Genomic DNA, 21,917 nt, shown 5'->3' on the forward strand with positions numbered 1-21,917 from the left:
TTTTGCGATGAATCCGCCCAAACTCGGCCCCACTGAAACGGGGAATGCCCGTTTTCGGGCTTCACAAAACGGCGCGTCATGCGCCGAAAAACCCGCCCCCTCGGGGGCGGAAAATCAGGAAGAGGTTAAAATGAAGAAAACCGTACTTTTTGGCGCGCTCACCATCGCCGGCCTGGCCGCGGGTGCCGCTGCGGCGGGCACGTTGGACGACGTCAAGGCCCGCGGCAAGCTGAACTGCGGCGTGACCACCGGCCTGGTCGGGTTCGCTGCGCCTGACGCCAATGGGGAGTGGCACGGTTTCGACGTGGCCGTGTGCCGCGCCGTCGCCGCAGCCGTTCTGGGCGACCAGAACGCGATAGAATTCGTGCCGACCACCGGCAAGACCCGCTTTACCGCGCTGGCGTCGGGCGAAGTGGACATGCTGGCCCGGAACACCACCTGGACCTTCAGCCGCGACGTGGACCTCAAGTTCGAATTCGTCGGCGTGAACTACTATGACGGTCAGGGCTTCATGGTGCCCAAGTCGCTGGGCGTGAGCTCGGCCAAAGAGCTGGACGGCGCCACCGTCTGCATCCAGACCGGCACCACCACCGAGCTGAACCTGGCGGACTTCTTCCGCTCCAACAACATCAGCTATGAGCCGGTGCCGATCGAAACCAACGCAGAGGCGCAGCAGCAGTATCTGGCCGGCGCCTGCGACGTCTATACCACCGACGCCTCGGGCCTGGCCGCGACCCGCGCCACCTTCGAGAATCCCGGCGATCACGTGATCCTGCCGGAAATCATCTCGAAAGAGCCGCTTGGCCCGCTCGTGCGCCACGGTGACCCGGAATGGGGCGACCTCGTGCGCTGGACCCTGAACGCGCTGATCTCGGCCGAAGAGCTGGGCATCACCTCGGCCAATATCGACGAGCTGAAGAAGGGCACCAACAACCCCGAGATCAACCGGATCCTGGGCACCGAAGGCAAGCTGGGCGAGATGCTCGGCCTGGATGCCGACTGGGCCTATCGCGCCATCAAGGCCAACGGCAACTACGGTGAAATCTTCGCCAAGAACATCGGCGAAAACACCCCCGTCGGCCTGGCCCGCGGCCTGAACGCCCAGTGGAAAGAAGGCGGTCTGCTGTACTCGCCGCCGTTCCGCTAAGACAACCAACGCAAAGGGCGCAGGTATCCTGCGCCCTTTTTGCATAACCACAGGTTTCCGGTCTGTGCAGAGCGGGGGATGAACCGCCGCCACGAGACAAGACCGGAGTGCCACGGGGATTTTTCGGTCATGACAACTCTCACGGACCCGCCGAAGGAGCAGTTCCGGCTGTCGATGCTCCTTTACGATATGCGGTATCGCTCAGCCACGATCCAGGTCATCGCCCTGATGGGCTTCATGCTGCTGGCGGCGTGGCTCATCAACAACACGGCACAAAACCTCGCCGCGCTGGGCAAGCCGATCGATTTCGGGTTCCTCAGCGAACCGGCCGGGTATGACATCAACCAGAGGCTTCTGGACTACAACTCTCAGGATTCGCATCTGCGGGCGGCCTTCATGGGGCTGCTCAACACGCTGGTCGTGGCGGTTCTGGGATGCGCCACAGCCACGATCCTTGGCGTGATCATCGGCGTTTTGCGGCTTTCGCACAACTGGCTGGTGTCGCGGCTGATGACGATCTATGTGGAAGCGTTCCGCAACGTGCCGGTGCTTTTGTGGATCGTCTTCATCATGGCGATCCTGATCGAGACGCTGCCCGCGCCGCGCGCCTTCCGGGGCGACAACCCGACCGCCGAGATGATGCTGGGCGACAGCGTGGCGGTTACGAACCGCGGGGTCTACATCCCCGAGGTGCTGTTTTCCAACAGTCTGGGCGACGTTCACCTGTTCGGCAATTCGCCGCTGCGGTTCGACGTCAGCCTTGACCTGGTCGTGATCCTGATCGTGCTGGGGCTGGGACTCTGGGTGTCGCGGCTGATCAAGATCCGCGCCGACCGCATTCAGGAGGCCACCGGCGACCGACCGACAACTTGGTATCTGCGCCTTGGCGTGGTGCTGGTTCCATTGCTCGTCGTCCTGTGGTGGCTGGGCTTCCATTTCGGCTACCCAGAGCTCAAGGGCTTCAACTTCCGCGGCGGCACGCATCTGCGCAACTCGTTGATCGCGCTTTGGCTGGCGCTGTCGCTCTATACCGCCGCCTTCATCGCCGAGATCGTCCGCGCCGGCATCATGGCCATCCCCAAGGGTCAGACCGAGGCCGCCGCCGCGCTGGGCCTGCGTCCGCGCCGGATCATGAGTCTCGTGATCCTGCCGCAGGCGCTGCGGATCATCATTCCGCCGCTGATCTCGAACTATCTGAACCTGACCAAGAACTCGTCGCTGGCGATCGCCGTGGGCTACATGGACATCACCGGCACGCTGGGCGGGATCACCATGAACCAGACCGGGCGAGAGCTGGAATGCGTGCTGTTGCTGATGCTGGTCTACCTGCTCATCAGCCTGAGCATTTCCGCCGTAATGAACTGGTACAACGAATCCGTTAAGCTGAAGGAGCGGTGAGATGAGTGACAAGGCTTATGTCCGCACCGAGATGCTGGAGCCGCGCGATCCGCCGCCCTCTTCGGTGGGGCCGATTCACTGGATCCGCGAAAACCTGTTCGCGACCTGGTTCGACGCCATCCTGACGATCCTGTCGGCGGCCGCCATCATCGGCCTTCTGATCGAGGTGGTTCCGTGGCTGCTGTCGCCCACCTGGGGCGGCACTTCGCTGGACAACTGCCGGAAAATCCTCGCGGCCGCCAATCACGATGGCGGGGCCTGCTGGGGCGTGATCAGCGAACGCTGGCTGCAGATGCTGTTCGGCTTCTACCCGGCGGAACTCTACTGGCGCCCGATCGCGGCTTTCGTGCTGCTGGGGGTGGCGCTGGCGCCGGTTCTGTTCTCGGACAAGGTGCCGGGCAAGCTGCTGTATTTCACGGCGGCCTATCCGTTCTTCTTCCCCTGGCTGCTGTGGGGCGGCACGATCTGGGGGCCGCTGGCGGCCGCGGCCGGGTTCTTCATCGGCTATGGCGTCTATGTCGTCGCCAGCCGGATGGTTGGCAACCTGACCGGCGTAATTGCCGGCATTCTTGCGGCCATCATCTGGTGGCTGGTGCTGTCGGGCTATGCGGTGGACGCGCTGGCCGGCATCGCGCCGATCGGCATCGAACCGGTCGAAAGCCGCAAGTTCGGCGGCTTCATGCTGTCGATCACGATCGGCGTTGTCGCCATCGGCGCGTCGCTGCCGCTGGGCATCGTGCTGGCGCTGGGGCGGCAGTCCGACCTGATGATCGTGAAGTATCTCAGCGTCTGGTTCATCGAGTTCATCCGCGGGGTGCCGCTCATCACCCTGCTGTTCGTGGCCTCGACGCTGCTGAACATCTTCATGCCGCCGGGCACCGATTTCGACATCATCCTGCGGGTGCTGATCATGGTGACGCTGTTCGCGTCGGCCTACATGGCCGAGGTGATCCGCGGCGGTCTGGCCGCGCTGCCCAAGGGCCAGTACGAGGCCGCCGACGCGCTGGGCCTTGACTACTGGAAGGCGCAGCGGCTGGTCATCATGCCGCAGGCGCTGAAGATCTCGATCCCCGGCATCGTGTCGACCTTCATCGGCGTGTTCAAGGACACGACACTGGTGTCGATCATCGGCCTTCTCGACCCGCTGGGTCTGTCGAACGCCATCCGCGCCGACTCGGCATGGAACGGGATCGTGTGGGAGCTCTACGGCTTCATCGCCCTGATCTTCTTCGTCTTCACCTTCTCCATGTCCCGCTACTCGATGTACCTGGAGCGCAAGCTTCACACGGGTCACCGCTAAGGAAATCAATCCATGTCTCAACTTGCAGTAGACCGCGAAATCGACCGTTCGAAGATGAAGGTCTCGGACGAGGTCGCAATCGAAATCATCGGCATGAACAAGTGGTTCGGATCGTTCCACGTTCTGCGCGACATCAACCTGACGGTGAACCGGGGCGAGCGCATCGTCATCGCCGGCCCGTCGGGGTCGGGCAAATCGACCCTGATCCGCTGCATCAACGCGCTGGAGGAACACCAGGAAGGCAAGATCATCGTCGAGGGAACCGAGCTTTCGAGCGATCTGAAGAACATCGACAAGATCCGCTCCGAAGTCGGGATGGTGTTCCAGCACTTCAACCTTTTCCCGCATCTGACGGTGCTGGAGAATTGCACGCTGGCCCCGATCTGGGTGCGCAAGACGCCCCGGAAAGAGGCCGAGGAACGAGCGATGCATTTCCTGGAAAAGGTGAAGATCCCCGAGCAGGCCAACAAGTATCCCGGCCAGCTTTCGGGTGGTCAGCAGCAGCGCGTGGCGATCGCGCGAAGCCTGTGCATGATGCCCAAGATCATGCTGTTCGACGAACCGACCTCGGCGCTGGACCCCGAGATGATCAAGGAGGTGCTCGACACCATGATCGAGCTGGCCGAGGAGGGCATGACCATGCTCTGCGTCACCCACGAAATGGGCTTTGCCCGTCAGGTGGCGAACCGGGTGATCTTCATGGATGCCGGCCAGATCGTCGAGCAGAACGAGCCGGAAGAGTTCTTCAACAATCCGCAAAGCGACCGGACCAAGCTGTTCCTCAGCCAGATCTTGGGTCACTGAGGCGAACCGAACCGCAGGAAAAGGCCGGGACTTGTGCCCGGCCTTTTTCGTTGCAGCCTATTCCTGCAACAGTTCGCGCGGCACGACAAAGTCCAACACGCGGCCGCCGCGCCACTTGACCCGGTCCCATCGGTCATCGTCGAACTCGACCACCAGCGTCGCGCCGGTGGGATAGTCGAGGAACCTGGGGTGTTCCGGTGGCTCTTCCACGATGCCTTCGGCAAACCCGGCAATGCCGGGGTTGTGCGCGATCAGCAGAACCATGTCGCCGGTGGCGCGGTTCAGCACCCGCAGGATCTGGTTCGCGGTCGCTCGGTAAAGTTCGGGCAGGTATTCCACCTTGTCGGGATCGATCCGCAGTCCGCCCAGGGTCTCCTTGGTGCGGACGGCGTCCGAGCAAAGCACCTCGTCAGGCAGATATCCCTTTTTCCTCAGCCAGTTGCCCAGGACCTCGGCGGACCGGCGGCCACGCTTGTTCAGGGGGCGGTCGTGATCGTCCAGGCCGGGATGATTCCAGCTGGACTTGGCGTGGCGCATCAGGATCAAGGTCTTGGTCATCTTGGGTGAAATGCCTTCATATGGTGGGCGGACTGTTCGGGCCGGCGCGCGGCGCCGCGACTCAGAGGACAGGCGAGGCGCGCGGCGCACCCCTGCATCATACAGGATTGACCGGCAAGTGTATCCAGATACCTGTGGCAGGCGTCCACATCGTATCGGGCCTCGCCGCTCAGCGCACCCACGGGGCAGGCCGTGGTGCAGGGGCGGTCCCGGCAGTTCGCGCACGGGGATCGCCCGCGGACGGCGGGTATCGCCAGTTCTTCGGCGAAATGCAGGGCGCCACGGCAAGAGATCATCAGCCCCACCGTATCATGCACCATCATGCCGACGGGGCTGGGATGCGCCCGGCCGGATTTCAGCGCCCAGTCGATGAAGGGGGCATAAGGCGGCCCGCCAAAGGGGAAATGGGCCGTCGCTCCGAACCGCGCGGCCATCGCTTTGATGACGCGGGCCGACCAGCGGTCCACCGGGTCGGGGTTTCCATCGGCATGTTCGGGCGCGGCGGTGAAAACGTCCCAGAACCCCGGCCCCGCGCCCAGCAGGATCAGCGTGCCGCCATCCAGCGCCTTGGCGCCCGTGCGCTCGGGGTGCAGCGCGCCCATAACGATCAGGCCATGGCCGCGCGCCGCCTCTTCGATGGCGGCGTAGGTCATGCCTTCACAAAGGGCAGTTTCAGCGACCAGCCCAGCCGGGCCGGGCGATCATCCTGCCAGCGCAGACCCACGGTCATGCCGTCGTGTCCCTCGGCGGGCTGGGCGACATAGGTGCCGAACAGGCGGTCCCAGATCGACAGGGCAAAGCCGAAATTGCTGTCATGTTCCTGCCGGTGAACCGAATGGTGGACGCGGTGCATGTCGGGCGTGACCAGCACCAGCCGCAACGCGCGATCCACGCCAGTTGGCAGCGCCCAGTTGGCGTGGTTGAACAGGGCGGTGCCGCTCAGAATGATCTCGAACAGCAGAACGGCCACCGCCGCCGGTCCGATCAGATAGACCACGCCGATCTTGAGCAGCATCGACAGCGCGATCTCGACCGGGTGAAAGCGAAACGCCGTGGTCGCGTCCATGTCCCTGTCCGCGTGGTGAACGCGATGAAGCCGCCACAGGATCGGCACCTTGTGGGTCAGCAGATGCTGGGCCCAGATCGCGAAGTCGAGAACCAGAACGGCGAGAACGATCTCGGCCCAGTCCGGCCATCCGAGGCGGTTGAACAGGCCCCATCCGTTCGCCTGCGCATCCAGCGCCGCGCCGATCGCCAGAACCGGCAGACCCACCGCCATGAGGCGCAGCGTGGCCGCATTCAGAATCGTGATTGCCCAGTTGGTCGGCCACCGGCGGGCGCGCGGCTGGGCGCGGCGGCGGCGTGGCGCCAGCGCCTCGGCCGCGGCGAAAACGGCGACCAGGCCCAGAAAGGCCAAGAGCCGAAAAAGCAGTTCGTGTTCCATGCATTCAAGGTCGTGCATGTCACGGCGAACCGCAAGGGGCATCAGGCGCGGATCAACGATCCCGCGCCATGTTCGGTGTAGAGCTCCAGCAGGCAGGCATTCGGCGCCCGCCCGTCCAGAATCACCACCGCGCGCACGCCGCCTTCGATCGCGGCCAGCGCGGTTTCGGTCTTGGGGATCATGCCGCCGGCGATCACGCCCTCGGCGGTCAGACGGCGGATCCGATCGGCGTTGAGTTCGGTCAGCACGTTGCCGTCGGCATCCTTCACGCCTTCGACATCGGTGAGCAGCAGCAATCGGTCGGCCTTGAGCGCGGCGGCGATGGCGCCCGCTGCGGTGTCGCCGTTGACGTTAAAGGTTTCACCGTCGCGACCAGCACCCAGCGGCGCGATGACCGGGATCACGTCATGGGCAAAGAGGTTGTGCAGGATCTTCGGGTTCATCTCGGCCGGCGTGCCGACAAAGCCCAGATCGGGGTCGGTCCGGTCGCAGATCATCAGGTTCGCGTCCTTGCCCGAAAGCCCCACGGCGCGGCCACCCTGGCGGTTGATCGCCTGCACGATACGCTTGTTGACCAGACCCGAGAGCACCATCTCGACGACCTCAACGGTGGCCTGATCGGTCACGCGTTTGCCGCCAACGAATTCCGACCGGATGTCCAGCCGGTCCAGCATGGCGTTTATCATCGGCCCGCCGCCATGGACGATCACCGGATTCACGCCGACCTGCCGCATCAACACGACGTCGCGGGCGAAGCTGTCCATCGCTTCGTCGCTGCCCATGGCGTGGCCGCCCAGCTTGATGACCACGATCGCGTCGTTGTAGCGCTGCAGATACGGCAGCGCGTGCGAGAGCGTGTGGGCGGTTGCAATCCAGTCGCGTTTCATGGGTCGTGTCTTCATGGGCCGTGTCTTTCCTTTCCGTGGTGGTGTCACGGAATGGCGCGCTGTGCAAGATGGGGGCGCTGCCCCCGTCGCGCGCCGCGCGACTCCCCCGGAGTATTTTCAGCAAGATGAAATGAGAGGACGAAGCGCCAAGATTGCATCGCGGATTGCTGGCGGCAGGCTCGCGGTCCGCATCGGGTGCAGCGCGTCGATGGCGCTTTCGACGTCCTTGGCAAGGATGCCGATCGTGTTGTCGCCGGAATAGCCGTCGCACGCGAACTCGATCCGGTCGAAGTTCGAGGCAAATCAGTTCTGCCCCGAAGAGGTGTGGATCAGGGCGAGGAGTCTGTCGCGCTCGTGCCCGGCCGCGTCGGACCCAGCGTCGGTTCCTCGCCGCATGAAGGAAAGCCGCCGCCTTTGCGCCGCGGTCCGGGCACCACGATCATTTGACGATATGCTCGTCCTTGACGAACAGGTTGGCCCAAGCCCGGTCGATCAGTTCCGGCGACATCTGGTAGGGGATGCCCTCGAATTCGCAGATCGAGATCATCTGGTCGATCAGGAAGCCGGGCTGGTAGTTGGCGTAGACGTTGTTGATCGTGGGATACTTGTTCTTCAGCAGGTGAACCAGCGCGGCTTCGTCCAGCGGCATCTTCTTCTTGCGGGCGACCATGGCGAAGATCTTGAGGAAATCCTCCTGGCTGGGGCCGTCGATCTTGATCTTGAAGAAGATCCGGCGCAGCGCCGCCTGGTCGAAGATCTCGTTGGGGTGGAAGTTGGTCGAGAAGATCACCAGCGTGTCGAAGGGCACCTCGAACTTTTCCCCCGATTGCAGGGCGAGGATGTCGCGCCCCTCTTCCAACGGCACGATCCAGCGGTTGACCAGTGCCTGCGGCGGTTCCTCCTGCCTGCCGAGGTCGTCCACGATGAAGATGCCGCCGGTGGATTTCAGCTGCAGCGGCGCCTGATAGGTGCGCGCGGTCGGGTTGTAGACCAGATCCAGCATCTTCAGCGACAGCTCGCCGCCGGTGATGACCGTGGGCCGGTCGCACAGCACATAGCGCGTATCGAAACGGCGCACGCGGCGCAGGCTGTTGGGATCATCCTGTTCTTCCTCGGCGGCGGAATGCACGATCGGGTCATAGACGGTGATGACCTGGCCTGCATATTCGATCGCGCGCGGCACGTAGATCTTGTCGCCCAGCGCATCGCGAATGCCGTTCGAGATCGAGGATTTGCCGTTGCCCGGCGGACCGTACATCAGGATCGACCGCCCGGCGCTGACTGCGGGGCCGAGATGGTCCAGCAGGCTGTCGGGCAGGATCAGGTGGCCCATCGCCGCAGTCAGCTGCTGGCGGGTGACCTGGATATTGCGAATCGACTGCCGCTTGACCTGTTCGCGGTAGTCGTCCAGCGGCACCGGCATCGGCCCGTAATATTCCGACTGCGCCAGCGCATCCAGCGCCCGCGCCTTGCCTGCATCGGTCAGCTGATAACCCATCTCGTTGCCGCTGTTGGCGTTCAGCGTGCCCGTCGCCTCGAGCAGCTTCTGTTCGCGGGCAATATCGACCAGTTCCTGCGTGACCGGAATCGGCAGGCAGATCGCCCGGGCGATTTCAGTGACCGTATCGACATTCTTTCGAAAGATCGTCTTGAGCAGGATGTCCCGCATCATCACGATGGAAAGCCGCATCTCGGACAGCCGCCGCGGGGGAGGCGGGGCCATCACGGTCGTCGTCTGCATGTTCATGAGCGGACCTGTGGTATTTTTGTTGCCGTCACTTCGCGCGGATCGCGTGGCTGCCGGGCCACCCGCGTTCCCGAACAGATCCTGCCGGGGCAATATGGCGGAAACTTGACGCGGACAGGTCGGTTTTCGATCGCTCCGCCCGATCAGGCCCCGTAGAGCGCGCCCAGCCCCAGATAGATCGCCAGCGTCCCGCCAAGCGAAAAGCCCATGGGAAATTTCCGACCCGTGTCCCAACTTTTCCAGCCGGGTGCCGCCCGCCTCAGGACCGTGAACTTGGCAAGCCGATGCGTGACGAACGCCGCAAGGAGATTGGCGGCAAAGAGCGCAATCAACAGGCGAAGATCGCCCGGCGCCACGAAGGGCGCCGCAGCGGCGACGAACTTGGCATCCCCCGCGCCGACCGCGCCGGCGGCGTTCAGCACGAAGCCGATCACCAGCACCACCACCATCTGAACCAGCCGCATCCCGTATTCCGGCAACGGCAGAGCGATCGGCCCGATCACCACGAAGACCAGCGCCAGCAGGATCACCGCCTGATTGGTGATGCGCATTTCGCGCAGATCCGTGAAGGCGACGTAGAAACAGATCGGCAGCACGAAGGGCAGGAACCACAGGGCAGAATGGGCGGTGATGCTCATGGCGTCACGCGGTCTCGAGCGCCCGCAACGAACGCACCGCCTCTTCGAAATGCTGCGGATGAGTCTCGATCGCCTCGCGCAAGAGCCCCTTGCCGATCTCGACATCGCCCTGCTTGATCGCTGTCAGCGCCAGCGTGTACAGCAGCTTGGCCTTTTCCGTCTGCTTCAGCGGAATGACCGGCAGCGAATAATTTCGCTGGGCGCCGCGGGCCAGAACAAGGTTGTTCTTGGCGGTGAAAAGGCTGCTGTCCTGCTGGATCGACTCGGCGAACAGGCGTTCGGCACCGGCATAATCGCCGCGGGTCAGCTTGGAATAACCCCAGTTGTTCAGAACGCCAGCGGGCTGCGTGGTCAAGCCGGCGGCAATCTCGTAGAAGCTGTCGGCGCGCTTCCAGTCCTTGCGAGAGTCAGCGATCATCGCCTCCAGCCGGTAGCGTTTGTAGGTTTCATGCGTCGGCGGGATCGCGTCCAGCGTCTTTCTGGCCTCGTCCCATTTGCCCGCCCGGATCTGCGCATCGGCCAGATCGACCCGATCATCCAGCGTGGCGCCGTCCATCTCGGTCACGCGGGTCCAGGCGGCCACGGCTTCGGTGTTGCGTTTTGCCCGGACCAGCGACTTGGCGAGATCGCGCTGCAGGTCGATCCGGTCGGGATTGGCCTTGACCGCTTTGGCGAAATAGGCGACCGCCTCGTCCGGGGTGGCGACCGTCAGCATCACGTCATTGAGCCCGGATTCGTCAATCACGTTCACGTCCTGAAAGGCGCGCTCGACCGACCGATCGCCGGGCTTTTCGGTGCAGGCAGACAGGGCCATTCCCCCCGCCAGCAGGATCGGAATAAGGATGGAGTGGCGCATTTTCTGCGTCCTTTACTGCTCTTGCCTCGATCAAGGTGTCTTGCGGAGCAGGTATTCGCCGCCGCCCCGCCGCACCAGTTTGTAATCTTCTTCTTGCGGGACATTATTACCAGAATTTTCCAATTTTGCGAGAGCAAGCCGCAAATTGTCCCGGATTGCGTCACTTTCGCCATTGTCCAGCGCATAGGCCCGGCGGAACACGTTTGCCGCCTCGGCAGTCTTGCCCCGCTCGATCAGGACGACGCCAAGATTGTTCCAGGCCTCGGGCCATTCCGGCGCGGCCTCGACCGCCCGGCGCAGCTGTTTCTCGGCCTGACCAAGCCGCCCCAGCCCCAGATTGGCGGTTCCCATGCCCGACAGGATTTCGGCCGTCATGCCGTGTTCCAGCGCCGCGCGCGCGTAGGCCTCCAGCGCCAGTTCATATTCATGCGCCGCCATCAGACGCTGGGCGACCTCAAGACCATCCGCCGCCTTGCCCCGGGGGTCGATGCCGGGGGCATAGGGACCGGCGGACAGGTCCACCGTATCGCGCGGCGCGCAAGCGGCCATTGCCGCCGCAACGGCAATGGCCCCCAGCACAAACCGCGCCCTGCGCGCAGGCCGCCGCCCGCCCGAAATGCCGCGATCAGTTGCCCATGTTGCCAATTTCCGAGATGCCTTTGACCGAGGGACCGACAAGGATCACCAGGAGCGGTGGAACCGTCAGCATCATAGTGGCAAGGGTCATCTTGGTTGGCAACTTGTTTGCTGCCTCTTCGGCACGCATCACCCGCTTGTCGCGCATCTCGGAGGAATAGACCCGCAGCGCATCGGCAATCGAGGTGCCGAAGGTCGCCGACTGGATCAGCACCGTTACAAAGGAGGACACGTCCTCGACCCCGCAGCGGGTTCCGAAGTCGCGCAGCACCCTGTCCTTGTCCTTGCCGGCCTTCATCTCGTAGGCGACGATTTCGAGTTCTTCGGCGAGATCGGGACAGGCGGCGCGGGTTTCCTTGGCCACCCGCACGATCGACTGGTCCAGCGATTGGCCGGCCTCGACACAGACCAGCAGCATGTCCAGCGCATCGGGAAAGCCCATGGTTATCGCTTCCTTGCGGCTGGCCACCCGCCGGGTCACCCAGTATTTCGGCAGCATGTAACCCACAGCCCCCGGCCCCAGCACATACATCGTCAGCTGCTGGCTGGTCATGTCTTCGCCGGCACCCAGCAGGAAAACATAGACCACCCCCAAGATCAGCCCGGCTATCCCCAGGGCGAACTGCGCAAAGTGGAAGAACCGCACCGCATCCTTGGACTGATAACCCGCCTGACGCAGCTTCAGCTGGATCGCGCTCAGCTCTTCCTCGTTCTGCGGTTCCAGGAAGTGGGCAAACTTCTCGAGCTGCTCGTTCCGGTTGCCCTGACGCAGTCGCTCCTTCCGGGGCTTGGGGGCGCTCTCCTGCCGGATGTTCTTCTGAAGCTTCTTCAGCGGATCCTCGGGCTGGTTCAGCAGCATCGGGATCGTCAGTAGGACCATGAAAAGCCCCAGCAGGCCGACGACGATCAGTGGGCCCAGCGGCCCCAACTGATCGACCAGGAACTCGTTGATCGGGGAAAGAAATTCCATCTTGCGGCCTCCTCAGACCTTGATGTTGGTCAGCCAGCGCATGACGAACAGGTTCGCCGTGAGCATGATTCCGACGAAGAAGCAGGCGGGGATGAACAGCGGGTGATCCAGCACCTCGTCGTAATAGTGCGGGTCGCTGACCATGATGACGATCAGGCAGACGACCGGGAAAGCCGACAGGAACTTGCCCGACCACTGCGCCTCGGCGGTGATTGCCTTGACGCGCCGGAACAGCCGGAACCGGGCGCGGATCACCTTGGCCAGGCCCATCAGGATCTCGGCCAGGTTGCCGCCGGACTGCTGCTGGATCGTCACCGCGACCGCCAGAAACCGGAGGTCCTGGTTGTCCAGCCGGTCCGCCATTTCCTTCAGCGCCTCGCCCACGTCACGGCCATAGGCTGCCTCGTCGGCGATGATACCGAACTCGGTCGCCAGCGGGTCGGTGGTCTCCTTTGCGACGATCTGGATCGCCGATGAAAACGGATGCCCCACCCGCAGGCTGCGGACCATGAGCTCCACCGCATCGGGCAGCTGCTCTTCGAGCATGCTCATCCGCTTCTTGGCCTTCTGGTTGACCCACATGTAGACCGCCCCCACCCCGATCACCACCGAGACCAGCACCCGCACCGGCAGCGCGGTTTCGGTCCCGATGCTAAGCCCGACGAAGGCAAAGGCCGAAAGCCCCGCCATGATCATGATGAGTTGCCGAGGCGTGAACGCGATCGCCGCCTTCTGCGCTTTTTCCGCCAGCAAAGAATACAGCGGGATCGAGGTGGACTTCATGTGCAGCTTCATTTCCTTACGCAGCTGTTCCAGCACCTGTTCCCGCGCGGCCCCGCCGCTCAGCATCTCCAGCCGCCGGTTGACGCGGCTGTTGAGGCTGATCGACTTGCCGAAGGCCACCAGGTAGAGCCCCTCGACCATCGCGAAGACGCCCACGAAGATCAGTCCATAGACGACCGGTTCCATGCTCAGTTCCATGGCATCCTCACATCGTTGTCGGTTCGTAGATGGACGGGGGCAGGTCATAGCCCCACATCCGGAAGCGTTCGGAATAGTGGCTGCGCACGCCCGTCGCGGTAAAATGGCCGATGATCTTGTTGTCCGGGGTCAGGCCGACCCGCTGGAACTTGAAGATCTCCTGCATCGAGATCACGTCGCCCTCCATCCCCGTGATCTCGGTGATCGAGGTCATGCGGCGCGACCCGTCCTGCAGGCGGCTGGCCTGCACGATCACGTTCACGGCGCTGGCGATCTGGCTGCGCACGGCCTTGATCGGCATCTCGATGCCGGACATGGCGATCATGTTCTCGAGCCGGCTGATGGCGTCGCGCGCGTTGTTGGCATGGATCGTGGTCATCGACCCGTCATGGCCGGTGTTCATCGCCTGCAGCATGTCGATCACTTCCTCGCCGCGGGTTTCGCCGACGATGATCCGGTCGGGGCGCATCCTCAGCGCGTTCTTGATGCAGTCGCGCGCGGTAACCTCGCCCTTGCCCTCCACGTTGGGCGGGCGGGTCTCCATCCGGCCGACATGGATCTGTTGCAGCTGCAGTTCCGCAGTGTCCTCGACCGTCAGGATCCGTTCGGCATTGTCGATGAAGGACGACAACGCATTCAGCGTGGTCGTCTTGCCCGACCCCGTGCCGCCCGACACGATGATGTTCAACCGCGTCGCCACCGCCGCCTGCAGATAGGCGGCCATCTCTTCGGTGAAGGCGCCAAACTTGACCAGATCGTCAATGCCCAGCTTGTCCTTCTTGAATTTCCGGATGGAGACGAGCGAACCGTCGACGGCGATCGGAGGAACCATCGCGTTGAAACGCGAACCATCTGCCAATCGCGCGTCGACATAGGGGTTCGACTCGTCCACCCGGCGCCCGACCGCGCTCACGATCTTGTCGATGATGCGCAGCAGGTGCTTTTCGTCCTTGAAGGTGACATCGCTCAGTTCCAGCTTGCCGAACCGTTCGACAAAGATCTGGTGCGGGCCGTTGACCAGGATGTCGCTGATCGTCTCGTCCGCGAGCAGCGGCTCGAGCGGGCCAAGGCCCGTGACCTCGTCATACAGCTCCTTGTTGAGCTGCTGACGGTCCTCGCGGTTGAGCACGATCCCCTTCTGTTCAAGGATCTCGTTGGCGATCGAGCTGATTTCCGCGCGCAGTTCCTTTTCCGACGCATGTTCCAGCGCCGAAAGGTTCAGGTTCTCCAGAAGCTCGCGGTGAAGCTCGATCTTGATTTCGCTGAGCCGCTCCTTGCGCTTGCGCTCGCGGTCGCTCGCGGCAACTTCGGCCGTCGCCTTCTTGGGCATCGGTTTGCGCAACAGGGTCGCGGGGCGCTCGGCGGCGGGGGCGGGGGCGGGCGCGGCGACCTTTTCCGGTGCCGGCTCCTTTGGTCGGGTCGCGGCCTTCTTGTACTTGGCAAACATCGATCGTTACCTCTTTGGTTCAATCAGGCAGCTTCGGCGTCATTGCGGCCCAGTGCGTGAATCGACTGGGCCAGCTTGGCGATCTCCTTGCGCAGCGGGTTCTTGGGGGCCGAGGAGGCAAGCGGAATCCCGTGATCGGCGCTTTGCAGGATCTGCCTGCCGCCGTCGGGCAATTGCAGATCGATCGAGATGCCGAGGCTCTCTCCCATGCGTTTGACTCGGCTCTTGCCGCTGAGGTCGGTGAATTTCGGCGCCCGGTTCAGGGCAAAGCGCAGCTTGTTGAACGGCAGTTCCTCGGACTGCAGCGCACGTTTCAGCCGCAGGACGTTCTGGGCCGAGCGCATGTCCAGCTCAATGGCGGCGAAATAGACATGCGCGGCATTCAGAACCGTTTCGGTCCAGGCCACGAGAGTCGTCGGCATGTCGATGAGCACATAGTCGAAATGGCTGCGCGCCATTTCGATCAGGCGCTGCACGTCCTCGGGCGTGATGAAGTCCAGCGGCAGCAATTCCCCCGGCGCGGGCAGCACCTCGAGCCGGTCCTGAAAGGTGACCAGCGCCTGGCCGAAGATTTCGTCGTCCATGGCCTCGGTGTCCGACAGCATTTCAAACACACTGTCGCGCCGCGGCAGGTCAAGGTAGGTGCCCACCGACCCGAACTGAAGATCGAAATCCATGATGCAGACCTTGGGGTGGTCGTCGCCGTCGATCTGCGCCAGCTCCCAGGCCAGGTTTACCGCCAGCGTCGTGGCCCCCACCCCGCCGGCCAGACCTTGCACGGCGATCACCGCCCCCTCGCGCGAGGCGCCGCCGGCTTGCAGAGTCGGCGAATTGACCGCGAGACGGGCGGCCTCCTCGGCAGCCTTCAGGCGCTCGATGGCCTGCTGCAACTCTCCTTCGGGCAACGGATAGGGGACGAATTCGTCCGCCCCCTTGCGCAGCAACTGGTGCAGCGCAACGGGGCTGACATCCTCGGCAATCAGGATCACCTTGATCCCGTGCGCCTTGGCCTGAGTGATGACCTCGCCCAGCAGTACAAGGTTGTCCTCGTCGCTTTCGTCGATCGCGACTGCCAGGAACTCCAGATCGCGCGCCTCGGGCTGCCCAAGAAAAGCCAGTGCCTCGGCAAATCCCAGATCACCCCATTTCTCGCCAAGACAGGTTTCCATGTCCTCGATCAGAAGATCGAAGTTCTGAACGTCCCGGCTCACCGTGCAGGCCAGGACCGGCTTGCTGTCGGATTGCGGATTTTCACTGCTCATTGCCTTCGTCCTCTCTGCTGGCGTCGGGACGGCGGCGGGCCCTGAGGGGCTCCGCCGCCGGTCACCGTGCCATCCTGCGGCAGGCGCCTGCCGCCTCGGTTACGAAGACAATCTGTTTGGCAATGTAGGCGAGATTTGGGCCGAAAATAACCAATTGTAGGGTATCAGGCGACGATCCCGCCCAAGCCCCTTCATTGTGCGCTCGAGCCGCCCGATTGATCGCTTGTCAGCTTGGTCGGGGAAGTCGCGCTTTCGACATATTCGCGATAGACGATCTGGGCGTATTTGCCATCCAGAACCGTCGGGTGCGACTGCACGAATCCGCTGACCTCGGTCACGGTCCGGCGATTGCGCCGTTCGCGATTCGGGGTCGGGACCAAGGGCTGGGATTCGCCGTAGGAAACCAGCGCCTCGAGCCGCGAGCGGCTGATTCCCCGGCTGGCGAGATAATTCACCACCGCCTGCGCCCGCCGCTTTCCCAGTTGCTTGTTGTAGGCAGCCGAACCCACGGCATCAGTGTGGCCATAGACGCGGAAACGCACTTCGGGGAACTGCCTGATCCAGTTCGCCTGCTGGTCGAGGATCCGCGCCGCCTCGGCATTGATCACGGCGCTGTCGAAGGCAAAGTTGATCGTGGTGGGAACCTCGGCGGCAAATCTGTTTTGCAGACTGACGGCATAGCTCTTCTGGCCAGTCATGATCAGCGTGTTGTTCATCGTGGCATTTCCGAACGCGCCGCCGTCCACCTCGTGGCCGGCATCCTGTGCGCATGCGCCAAGGGCAAGGATCAGTCCGATGGTGACGATTGTCCGTTTCATGGCTGTGCCCTCAGTCTCATTCCATCACATAGCCGTAAGAGCCGCTGAAGTCCTGCCTGGCGACCTCTGCCGCGGCACCGCGGGCCGTGCGCGCCACCTGTCCGCGCAGGAACAGGCCTTCTTCGCTGGGCGGCTTCACGCGGTCGGTGGGCAGGGCCAGGGCTTCGCCCCGCGTCGGCGTCACCAGGTGGGCGGTCACGATGATCACCAATTCCGTCTGCGCGCGCTGGTAGTTGGCGCTGCGGAACAATGCACCCAGAACCGGCACGTCGCCGATCCAAGGCAGCTGGCTGGCGTTGTCAAAGAAATCGTCCTGGATCAGGCCGGCGATGGCAAAGCTTTCACCGTCCCGCATCTCGACGGTGGTCGAGGTCTTGCGGGTGGTGAAACCGTTGATGCTCAGGCCGTTCGCCTCGATCGTGATCGAACTGTCGATCGCCGACACCGAGGCCAGCATCTCCAGGTTGATGATGTCCTCATCCACCACGCGCGGAATGAATTTCATCTCGACGCCGAAGGGCTTGTATTCGATCGTGGTCACGCCGTTGTCCTGCGAGACCGGGATCGGATATTCGCCGCCCGCGAGAAACGTCGCCTCCTGCCCCGACAGGGCCGACAGGTTCGGCTCGGCCAGGGTGCGCACCACGCCCTTCTGCTCCAGCGCCTCCAGAAGCAGATTGATCTGGGTGGCGCCCGCGTTCAGGCCGACCACCAGGGCGCCGGTGTTTTCATTCGTCACCGGGATGTTCCCGGCGAGGTTGTTGGTCAGGCTGCCCAGATTGTTGAGCGTCCCGGTCCCCAGGGTCGGCCCCCTCGGCGAGCCGCCGCTCACGCCCCAGGACACGCCCAGCGATTTCGACACGGAACGTTTCATCTCGGCAAAGCGGACCTTGAGCATGACCTGCTGCACGCCGCCCACGCTCATCAGGTTCGAAACCCGCTCGGGGGCGTAGCGTTCGGCCAGGTCCAGAGCGCGTTGCATCCGCGACTTGCTGGACACCGTCCCCGACAGCACGATGCCGTCATTGGCGGTGCGCACCTCGATCTTTTCGTTGGGCAGGATCTGGCGGAGGCGTTCCTTGAATTCGGTCACGTCGGCAGCGACGCGGACCTCGACATTGGTGATGAGTCGCCCGGCCGCGTCCAGAAGCGTAAGCGTGGTCAGGCCCGGCGCCTTGCCCAGAACGTAGATGGTCCGATCCGACAGCGACGAAATGTCGGCAATGCTCGGGTTGGCGATGCTCAGTTCGGCAAAGGGCTCGTCGCTTTCGACCACCACTGCCCGGTTCATCGGAACGCTGAGAACCGAGGATGTGCCCTTCTTGACCACGCGCAGCGTATCTGCCGCGGCATCTCGAGCGATCGGCGCAAATGCGAAAACCAGCCCCATAAGGGCCGCGTTGATCCAGTATACTGCTTTCATGTGACCTGCCTCTCCGATCACGCTTCGTTTTTCGGGTCTTTGCGCCCTTGATTGCGGACACTGTGGGTCAGTTGCCATCACTTTGCAACATTCGGTATTTCCGAGCCGGAAATCGCTGTGTGCCAGCGGCAACATGAGACAGGGGAGCCGTTGTCGGCGGCCCCCCCTTCGATCCGGGTATCATCCTGCACATGTCAGTTCGTGCACGGGATCGGGATTTCGACGACATCCGCGCCCTTTCGGGTTCGGATCGTGCAGACCCGCTTTTCTTCCTTTTTCGGCGCGATGGGTGCCGCATCCGGGATTCCAAGCAGCTCGCGCTGGTCGATTTCGATGGCCGCCTGGGTGACGGTTTCATCCAACGCGCCAACCAGGGCCAGCGTCAACCGCCCGGTGTTTTGGGCCAGCGCCAGCGCGGCGACCTGTTCGGGACGGACGGCAACGGTCACGGTCCGGGCAATCGTCGCGCCCGCCGTATCGCGCCCCGCCATCTGGTCCACGGCGACAAGCTCGATCCCGCTTTCGATCAGGCGCGTGATTTCACCGGTCGCGCCCTCGACGGCACCGCGCACCGATCCGGTCCAATAGACATCGACCCGATCGCCGGGGCGCAAAAAACCGGACACGCCCGAGGCCACGTCCACCTTGATCGTGAAGGCGCGCATGCCCTTGTCCAGCCGCGTCGTCAGCCCGGCATCCTCGCCCGGCTTGGTGACTTTGACGGCCAGGATCGGCTCGCCTTTTTCCATCGCGCGCAACACGATGCGCGGCTTGTCGCCGTCCTGGGGAAACAGCTCTTCGGCCTTGGTGAAAACGCCTTCGGGCAATGCGTCCACCGGCCATTTGACGGGCCGGACGCTTTCCTTGGTGAGCTTTTCCCCATAGCGCAGCGGCTTTTCGGCGACAAAAACCGTCGTCGTCGGAACCGCAGGAGCGACCTGCACCTTCTGCTGCGCCTGTTGCTCCATGTACTGTTTCGCCATGTAGACGGCACCGCCCGCCAGAGCGATGCCAATGAGTAGGACCAATCCGAAAACCGCACGCATGATACCTTGACCTTTCCTGTGTTTCCCGGCCGAACCGTCAACCGGAATACTTTTCTGCTCTCGATCAGGGTAAGGGGGGAATGTGGCAAAATGTGGGAAGGCGCGGGCCTTTCAGGCGACCATTTCCGACGTCATCCACGATGGACCGGGCCGATTGAATCCCGAGGCCAACTGATTTCATCAAATACAGTGCGCGCAGGAGGCAGCCCTCCGCACCTTGCCTGGCGCGAGGACGAGCCCCAAGCCGCTGCCCGTCACGGCAAGAATCCACACCCTGCCCGGGAGGAGCTGGACGCATTCAATCCTGTTCACTTAACCTTCTTCTTGTCTTTGTCCTTCTTGCCCTTCTTCTTATTCTTCTTGTCCTTTTTGTCTTTCTTCTTCTTGTCCTTTTTGTTCTTCTTCTTGTCCTTTTTGTCTTTCTTCTTGTCCTTTTTGTTCTTCTTCTTGTCCTTTTTGTCTTTCTTCTTGTCCTTGTCTTTCTTGTCCTTATCGGCGTCCTGATCGGATGAAGTGTCCGCTCCGGCCGTGACCGAAGAGCCCGCCGCGGCATCTGCCGCGCCGCCGAACGACGCGGCAGGCACGGTTTGCATGGCGCTGTTGGTGGAGGAGGCCACCTGGTTCGTGGCGGCACTGATCACATTGTAGGACGCGGCGGCAAGGCCGACGACCGCTGCGGTCACCACGACCCAATCGACCGTCACCACGCCGTCTTCGGCTTTCCGGAACCGTTCGAACACCCTGAACACGGACCTGCAACTCCTCTGAGCACCTTGATGCGCCGACAAGCGTTGGCCTTGCACGGCAAGGCCGCACCTTCGGCAGATTCCGATTCTATCCAGCGATCAGATTTCAGAGAAATTGGGGCAAAGTTCTAACATTTCCGGGGAGCCGCGGGACAAGGGACCACCGCCCCCGAGATCCGGATTGGAGCCGCGGCTTGCGTGACATTGGAGGGGATCTCCGAGCCGTTCAGGGCACCGACGACACGCAGCCGGGCCGACCATTCCCGCGCGAAGCAGGACCAAAATAGAAAACCCGGCCAGATCGGCCGGGCTTTCACGTCTTGTATGCTTGCCGTTTCGGCGCAGCTTCAGTGCAGCTTGGCGTCCACTTCCGCGATCGCCTCGTCGATCAGCTTGTTGGCCTGCGCGGCGGTCATCTGCTTGGCGATAACATCGCCCGCGGCGGCAACGGCAATGGCGATGGCGCGGTCGCGGACCTCCTTGATCGCGGCGGCCTCGGCCGATGCGATCTGCTCTTCGGCGGCGGCCAGACGACGCTGGATCGACTTTTCCAGGTCGGCCTTGGCCTGCTCCGCCACGAGCGCCGCGTCTTCCTTTGCGGCGGCCACGATGCGATCGGCCTGCTCCTGCACCTCGCGCTGCTTCTTCTCGTAGGAGGCCAACAGCGACTGGGCCTCGTCACGCATTGCGCGGGCTTCCTCGAGCTCTTGCCGGATGCCTTCGGCGCGCTTGTCCAGCGCGTTGCCCAGAAGTTTGGGAACGTTGAAATAGACAAGGATGCCGACAAACAGCACGAACGCGATCAGCACCACGAAGTTCGTGTTGTAGAGCGAAACGGCCGGGGCGTCGCCGGCGGCGACGGCCGGGGCGGCGGCCAGCGTCAGGACAAGTGCGGTCAGGTTGCGCATGGGTCTCATCCTTTCATCCGGGCCGCGACGGCATCGGCGACGCCATCGGGCTTGCCGCCCAGCGCCGCGACCAGTTCCGCCGCAGTATCGGTGGCAACCGCCTCGATGCTTTCCAGCGCGCTGGCGCGGATCTCGGCGATGGCCTTTTCCGACTCGGCGGCCTTGGCCGCGATCTGCGCGTCGGCCTGTTCCATGGCGGCGTGCAGCTCGGCCTGAATCTCGGCACGGGTTTCCGCGGCGATCCGCTGAGCCTCGGCACGGGCATCGGCCAGAGCCTTCTGATAGGCCTTCTCGGCCTCTTCGGCCTTGGCCTTCAATTCCTCAGCCGCCGTCAGGTCGCTGGTGATGGCGCCCTTGCGCTCTGCGAGGATGCCGCCGATCCTGGGCAGGGCCACGCGGGACAGGATCAGGTAGATGACGACCAGCGTCACCACGAGCCAGAAGATCTGGTTCGGAAACGTGGAAAAATCCAGCTGCGGCATGCCCGCGGATTCCGCGGCGGCGTGGCCGGCCTCGGCTGCGGCGTGCGCGGCGTCGTGCGTTTCAGTTGCCATGTCGTCCTCCTTGGGAACTTAGCCTTCATCGGGCGGCGAAGGGGCTTTCGGCCTGCGCCGCCCGACCGTAAGGATGAAGGTTCCGAAGGGTTAGACGGCGAACATCAGCAGAAGCGCGACGAGGAACGAGAAGATCCCCAGAGCTTCCGAGAACGCGATACCGATGAACATGGTCGCGGTCTGGCCGGCGGCAGCCGACGGGTTGCGCAGGGCACCCGACAGGTAGTTGCCCACGACTTGGCCCACACCCATGGCAGCGCCACCCATACCGAGGCAAGCCAGACCAGCACCGATGTAGGCACCCATTTGAACGATATCACCTTCCATGATTTCTCTCCTTACAGTGG

At 63.3% G+C, this 21,917-nt stretch carries 23 protein-coding genes; 4 read left to right on the plus strand and 19 right to left on the minus strand.

What is annotated here, in order from left to right:
- Window positions 1-130 precede the first annotated feature (130 nt).
- The 4 genes from C4S70_RS12750 (at window position 131) to C4S70_RS12765 (ending at window position 4,649) form a co-directional block, all read left to right on the plus strand.
- Window positions 131-1,147, plus strand: coding sequence for an amino acid ABC transporter substrate-binding protein (locus C4S70_RS12750; RefSeq protein WP_104008488.1), 1,017 nt, complete (start codon window positions 131-133; stop codon window positions 1,145-1,147).
- A gap of 129 nt (window positions 1,148-1,276) precedes the next feature.
- Complete coding sequence (locus C4S70_RS12755; RefSeq protein ID WP_104008489.1) at window positions 1,277-2,545, plus strand: amino acid ABC transporter permease; 1,269 nt, start codon at window positions 1,277-1,279, stop codon at window positions 2,543-2,545.
- A gap of 1 nt (window position 2,546) precedes the next feature.
- Window positions 2,547-3,845 carry an amino acid ABC transporter permease gene (locus C4S70_RS12760; protein WP_104008490.1) on the plus strand — a complete coding sequence of 433 codons (1,299 nt, stop codon included), beginning with the start codon at window positions 2,547-2,549 and terminating at the stop codon, window positions 3,843-3,845.
- Between the two features lie 12 nt (window positions 3,846-3,857).
- The gene (locus C4S70_RS12765; RefSeq protein WP_104008491.1) at window positions 3,858-4,649 is read left to right on the plus strand and encodes an amino acid ABC transporter ATP-binding protein; all 792 of its coding nucleotides are present in this window, start codon (window positions 3,858-3,860) and stop codon (window positions 4,647-4,649) included.
- Window positions 4,650-4,706: 57 nt separating this feature from the next.
- Here C4S70_RS12765 and C4S70_RS12770 read toward each other — a convergent pair whose 3' ends face one another.
- The 19 genes from C4S70_RS12770 to C4S70_RS12860 form a co-directional block, all read right to left on the minus strand.
- Window positions 4,707-5,207 carry a SixA phosphatase family protein gene (locus C4S70_RS12770; protein ID WP_104008492.1) on the minus strand — a complete coding sequence of 167 codons (501 nt, stop codon included), beginning with the start codon at window positions 5,205-5,207 and terminating at the stop codon, window positions 4,707-4,709.
- On the minus strand, window positions 5,204-5,860 hold the full coding sequence (locus C4S70_RS12775) for a ferredoxin (RefSeq protein ID WP_104008493.1): 657 nt from the start codon (window positions 5,858-5,860) through the stop codon (window positions 5,204-5,206). The genes C4S70_RS12770 and C4S70_RS12775 overlap by 4 nt, the downstream gene beginning before the upstream one ends.
- Window positions 5,857-6,651 carry a sterol desaturase family protein gene (locus tag C4S70_RS12780; RefSeq protein ID WP_104008535.1) on the minus strand — a complete coding sequence of 265 codons (795 nt, stop codon included), beginning with the start codon at window positions 6,649-6,651 and terminating at the stop codon, window positions 5,857-5,859. Before C4S70_RS12780 ends, C4S70_RS12775 begins: the two co-directional genes overlap by 4 nt.
- A gap of 41 nt (window positions 6,652-6,692) precedes the next feature.
- Window positions 6,693-7,553 (minus strand): acetylglutamate kinase, encoded by an 861-nt coding sequence (gene argB, locus C4S70_RS12785; protein ID WP_104008494.1) that lies wholly within the window; start codon window positions 7,551-7,553, stop codon window positions 6,693-6,695.
- Between the two features lie 424 nt (window positions 7,554-7,977).
- Window positions 7,978-9,285 (minus strand): P-loop NTPase family protein, encoded by a 1,308-nt coding sequence (locus C4S70_RS12790; protein ID WP_104008495.1) that lies wholly within the window; start codon window positions 9,283-9,285, stop codon window positions 7,978-7,980.
- A gap of 143 nt (window positions 9,286-9,428) precedes the next feature.
- Window positions 9,429-9,923: a prepilin peptidase gene (locus C4S70_RS12795; RefSeq protein WP_104008496.1), complete on the minus strand. Its 495-nt coding sequence runs from the start codon at window positions 9,921-9,923 to the stop codon at window positions 9,429-9,431.
- Between the two features lie 4 nt (window positions 9,924-9,927).
- Window positions 9,928-10,779 carry a tetratricopeptide repeat protein gene (locus C4S70_RS12800; protein WP_104008497.1) on the minus strand — a complete coding sequence of 284 codons (852 nt, stop codon included), beginning with the start codon at window positions 10,777-10,779 and terminating at the stop codon, window positions 9,928-9,930.
- A gap of 30 nt (window positions 10,780-10,809) precedes the next feature.
- Window positions 10,810-11,328, minus strand: coding sequence for a tetratricopeptide repeat protein (locus tag C4S70_RS12805; RefSeq protein WP_104008498.1), 519 nt, complete (start codon window positions 11,326-11,328; stop codon window positions 10,810-10,812).
- Window positions 11,329-11,404: 76 nt separating this feature from the next.
- Window positions 11,405-12,385 (minus strand): type II secretion system F family protein, encoded by a 981-nt coding sequence (locus C4S70_RS12810; protein ID WP_104008499.1) that lies wholly within the window; start codon window positions 12,383-12,385, stop codon window positions 11,405-11,407.
- 12 nt (window positions 12,386-12,397) lie between these two features.
- Window positions 12,398-13,366: a type II secretion system F family protein gene (locus C4S70_RS12815; protein ID WP_104008500.1), complete on the minus strand. Its 969-nt coding sequence runs from the start codon at window positions 13,364-13,366 to the stop codon at window positions 12,398-12,400.
- Window positions 13,367-13,373: 7 nt separating this feature from the next.
- Window positions 13,374-14,813 (minus strand): CpaF family protein, encoded by a 1,440-nt coding sequence (locus C4S70_RS12820; protein ID WP_104008501.1) that lies wholly within the window; start codon window positions 14,811-14,813, stop codon window positions 13,374-13,376.
- A gap of 23 nt (window positions 14,814-14,836) precedes the next feature.
- Complete coding sequence (locus C4S70_RS12825; RefSeq protein ID WP_104008502.1) at window positions 14,837-16,075, minus strand: AAA family ATPase; 1,239 nt, start codon at window positions 16,073-16,075, stop codon at window positions 14,837-14,839.
- Between the two features lie 191 nt (window positions 16,076-16,266).
- The gene (locus C4S70_RS12830; RefSeq protein ID WP_104008503.1) at window positions 16,267-16,893 is read right to left on the minus strand and encodes an OmpA family protein; all 627 of its coding nucleotides are present in this window, start codon (window positions 16,891-16,893) and stop codon (window positions 16,267-16,269) included.
- Between the two features lie 16 nt (window positions 16,894-16,909).
- Window positions 16,910-18,316: a type II and III secretion system protein family protein gene (locus C4S70_RS12835; RefSeq protein WP_104008504.1), complete on the minus strand. Its 1,407-nt coding sequence runs from the start codon at window positions 18,314-18,316 to the stop codon at window positions 16,910-16,912.
- 194 nt (window positions 18,317-18,510) lie between these two features.
- On the minus strand, window positions 18,511-19,362 hold the full coding sequence (gene cpaB / locus C4S70_RS12840) for a Flp pilus assembly protein CpaB (protein WP_104008505.1): 852 nt from the start codon (window positions 19,360-19,362) through the stop codon (window positions 18,511-18,513).
- Between the two features lie 308 nt (window positions 19,363-19,670).
- Window positions 19,671-20,111 (minus strand): hypothetical protein, encoded by a 441-nt coding sequence (locus C4S70_RS18845; RefSeq protein WP_200822766.1) that lies wholly within the window; start codon window positions 20,109-20,111, stop codon window positions 19,671-19,673.
- A 344-nt stretch (window positions 20,112-20,455) separates the two neighbouring features.
- On the minus strand, window positions 20,456-21,025 hold the full coding sequence (locus C4S70_RS12850; protein ID WP_104008506.1) for a F0F1 ATP synthase subunit B: 570 nt from the start codon (window positions 21,023-21,025) through the stop codon (window positions 20,456-20,458).
- Complete coding sequence (locus tag C4S70_RS12855) at window positions 21,022-21,570, minus strand: F0F1 ATP synthase subunit B' (protein ID WP_104008507.1); 549 nt, start codon at window positions 21,568-21,570, stop codon at window positions 21,022-21,024. The genes C4S70_RS12850 and C4S70_RS12855 overlap by 4 nt, the downstream gene beginning before the upstream one ends.
- 90 nt (window positions 21,571-21,660) lie before the next feature.
- Window positions 21,661-21,897, minus strand: coding sequence for a F0F1 ATP synthase subunit C (locus C4S70_RS12860; protein ID WP_104008508.1), 237 nt, complete (start codon window positions 21,895-21,897; stop codon window positions 21,661-21,663).
- Window positions 21,898-21,917: the final 20 nt, after the last annotated feature.

Origin of the sequence: Jhaorihella thermophila, from assembly GCF_900108275.1 — a bacterium.
GTDB lineage: Bacteria > Pseudomonadota > Alphaproteobacteria > Rhodobacterales > Rhodobacteraceae > Jhaorihella > Jhaorihella thermophila.

What these genes read in the sequence shown, in the direction of transcription:
- C4S70_RS12750 (WP_104008488.1), top strand. Translation starts at nt 131, where the DNA reads ATGAAGAAAACCGTACTTTTTGGCGCGCTCACCATCGCCGGCCTGGCC.
- C4S70_RS12755 (WP_104008489.1), top strand. Translation starts at nt 1,277, where the DNA reads ATGACAACTCTCACGGACCCGCCGAAGGAGCAGTTCCGGCTGTCGATG.
- C4S70_RS12760 (WP_104008490.1), top strand. Translation starts at nt 2,547, where the DNA reads ATGAGTGACAAGGCTTATGTCCGCACCGAGATGCTGGAGCCGCGCGAT.
- C4S70_RS12765 (WP_104008491.1), top strand. Translation starts at nt 3,858, where the DNA reads ATGTCTCAACTTGCAGTAGACCGCGAAATCGACCGTTCGAAGATGAAG.
- C4S70_RS12770 (WP_104008492.1), bottom strand. Translation starts at nt 5,207, where the DNA reads ATGACCAAGACCTTGATCCTGATGCGCCACGCCAAGTCCAGCTGGAAT.
- C4S70_RS12775 (WP_104008493.1), bottom strand. Translation starts at nt 5,860, where the DNA reads ATGACCTACGCCGCCATCGAAGAGGCGGCGCGCGGCCATGGCCTGATC.
- C4S70_RS12780 (WP_104008535.1), bottom strand. Translation starts at nt 6,651, where the DNA reads ATGGAACACGAACTGCTTTTTCGGCTCTTGGCCTTTCTGGGCCTGGTC.
- argB (WP_104008494.1), bottom strand. Translation starts at nt 7,553, where the DNA reads ATGAAGACACGACCCATGAAACGCGACTGGATTGCAACCGCCCACACG.
- C4S70_RS12790 (WP_104008495.1), bottom strand. Translation starts at nt 9,285, where the DNA reads ATGAACATGCAGACGACGACCGTGATGGCCCCGCCTCCCCCGCGGCGG.
- C4S70_RS12795 (WP_104008496.1), bottom strand. Translation starts at nt 9,923, where the DNA reads ATGAGCATCACCGCCCATTCTGCCCTGTGGTTCCTGCCCTTCGTGCTG.
- C4S70_RS12800 (WP_104008497.1), bottom strand. Translation starts at nt 10,779, where the DNA reads ATGCGCCACTCCATCCTTATTCCGATCCTGCTGGCGGGGGGAATGGCC.
- C4S70_RS12805 (WP_104008498.1), bottom strand. Translation starts at nt 11,328, where the DNA reads ATGGCCGCTTGCGCGCCGCGCGATACGGTGGACCTGTCCGCCGGTCCC.
- C4S70_RS12810 (WP_104008499.1), bottom strand. Translation starts at nt 12,385, where the DNA reads ATGGAATTTCTTTCCCCGATCAACGAGTTCCTGGTCGATCAGTTGGGG.
- C4S70_RS12815 (WP_104008500.1), bottom strand. Translation starts at nt 13,366, where the DNA reads ATGGAACTGAGCATGGAACCGGTCGTCTATGGACTGATCTTCGTGGGC.
- C4S70_RS12820 (WP_104008501.1), bottom strand. Translation starts at nt 14,813, where the DNA reads ATGTTTGCCAAGTACAAGAAGGCCGCGACCCGACCAAAGGAGCCGGCA.
- C4S70_RS12825 (WP_104008502.1), bottom strand. Translation starts at nt 16,075, where the DNA reads ATGAGCAGTGAAAATCCGCAATCCGACAGCAAGCCGGTCCTGGCCTGC.
- C4S70_RS12830 (WP_104008503.1), bottom strand. Translation starts at nt 16,893, where the DNA reads ATGAAACGGACAATCGTCACCATCGGACTGATCCTTGCCCTTGGCGCA.
- C4S70_RS12835 (WP_104008504.1), bottom strand. Translation starts at nt 18,316, where the DNA reads ATGAAAGCAGTATACTGGATCAACGCGGCCCTTATGGGGCTGGTTTTC.
- cpaB (WP_104008505.1), bottom strand. Translation starts at nt 19,362, where the DNA reads ATGCGTGCGGTTTTCGGATTGGTCCTACTCATTGGCATCGCTCTGGCG.
- C4S70_RS12850 (WP_104008506.1), bottom strand. Translation starts at nt 21,025, where the DNA reads ATGAGACCCATGCGCAACCTGACCGCACTTGTCCTGACGCTGGCCGCC.
- C4S70_RS12855 (WP_104008507.1), bottom strand. Translation starts at nt 21,570, where the DNA reads ATGGCAACTGAAACGCACGACGCCGCGCACGCCGCAGCCGAGGCCGGC.
- C4S70_RS12860 (WP_104008508.1), bottom strand. Translation starts at nt 21,897, where the DNA reads ATGGAAGGTGATATCGTTCAAATGGGTGCCTACATCGGTGCTGGTCTG.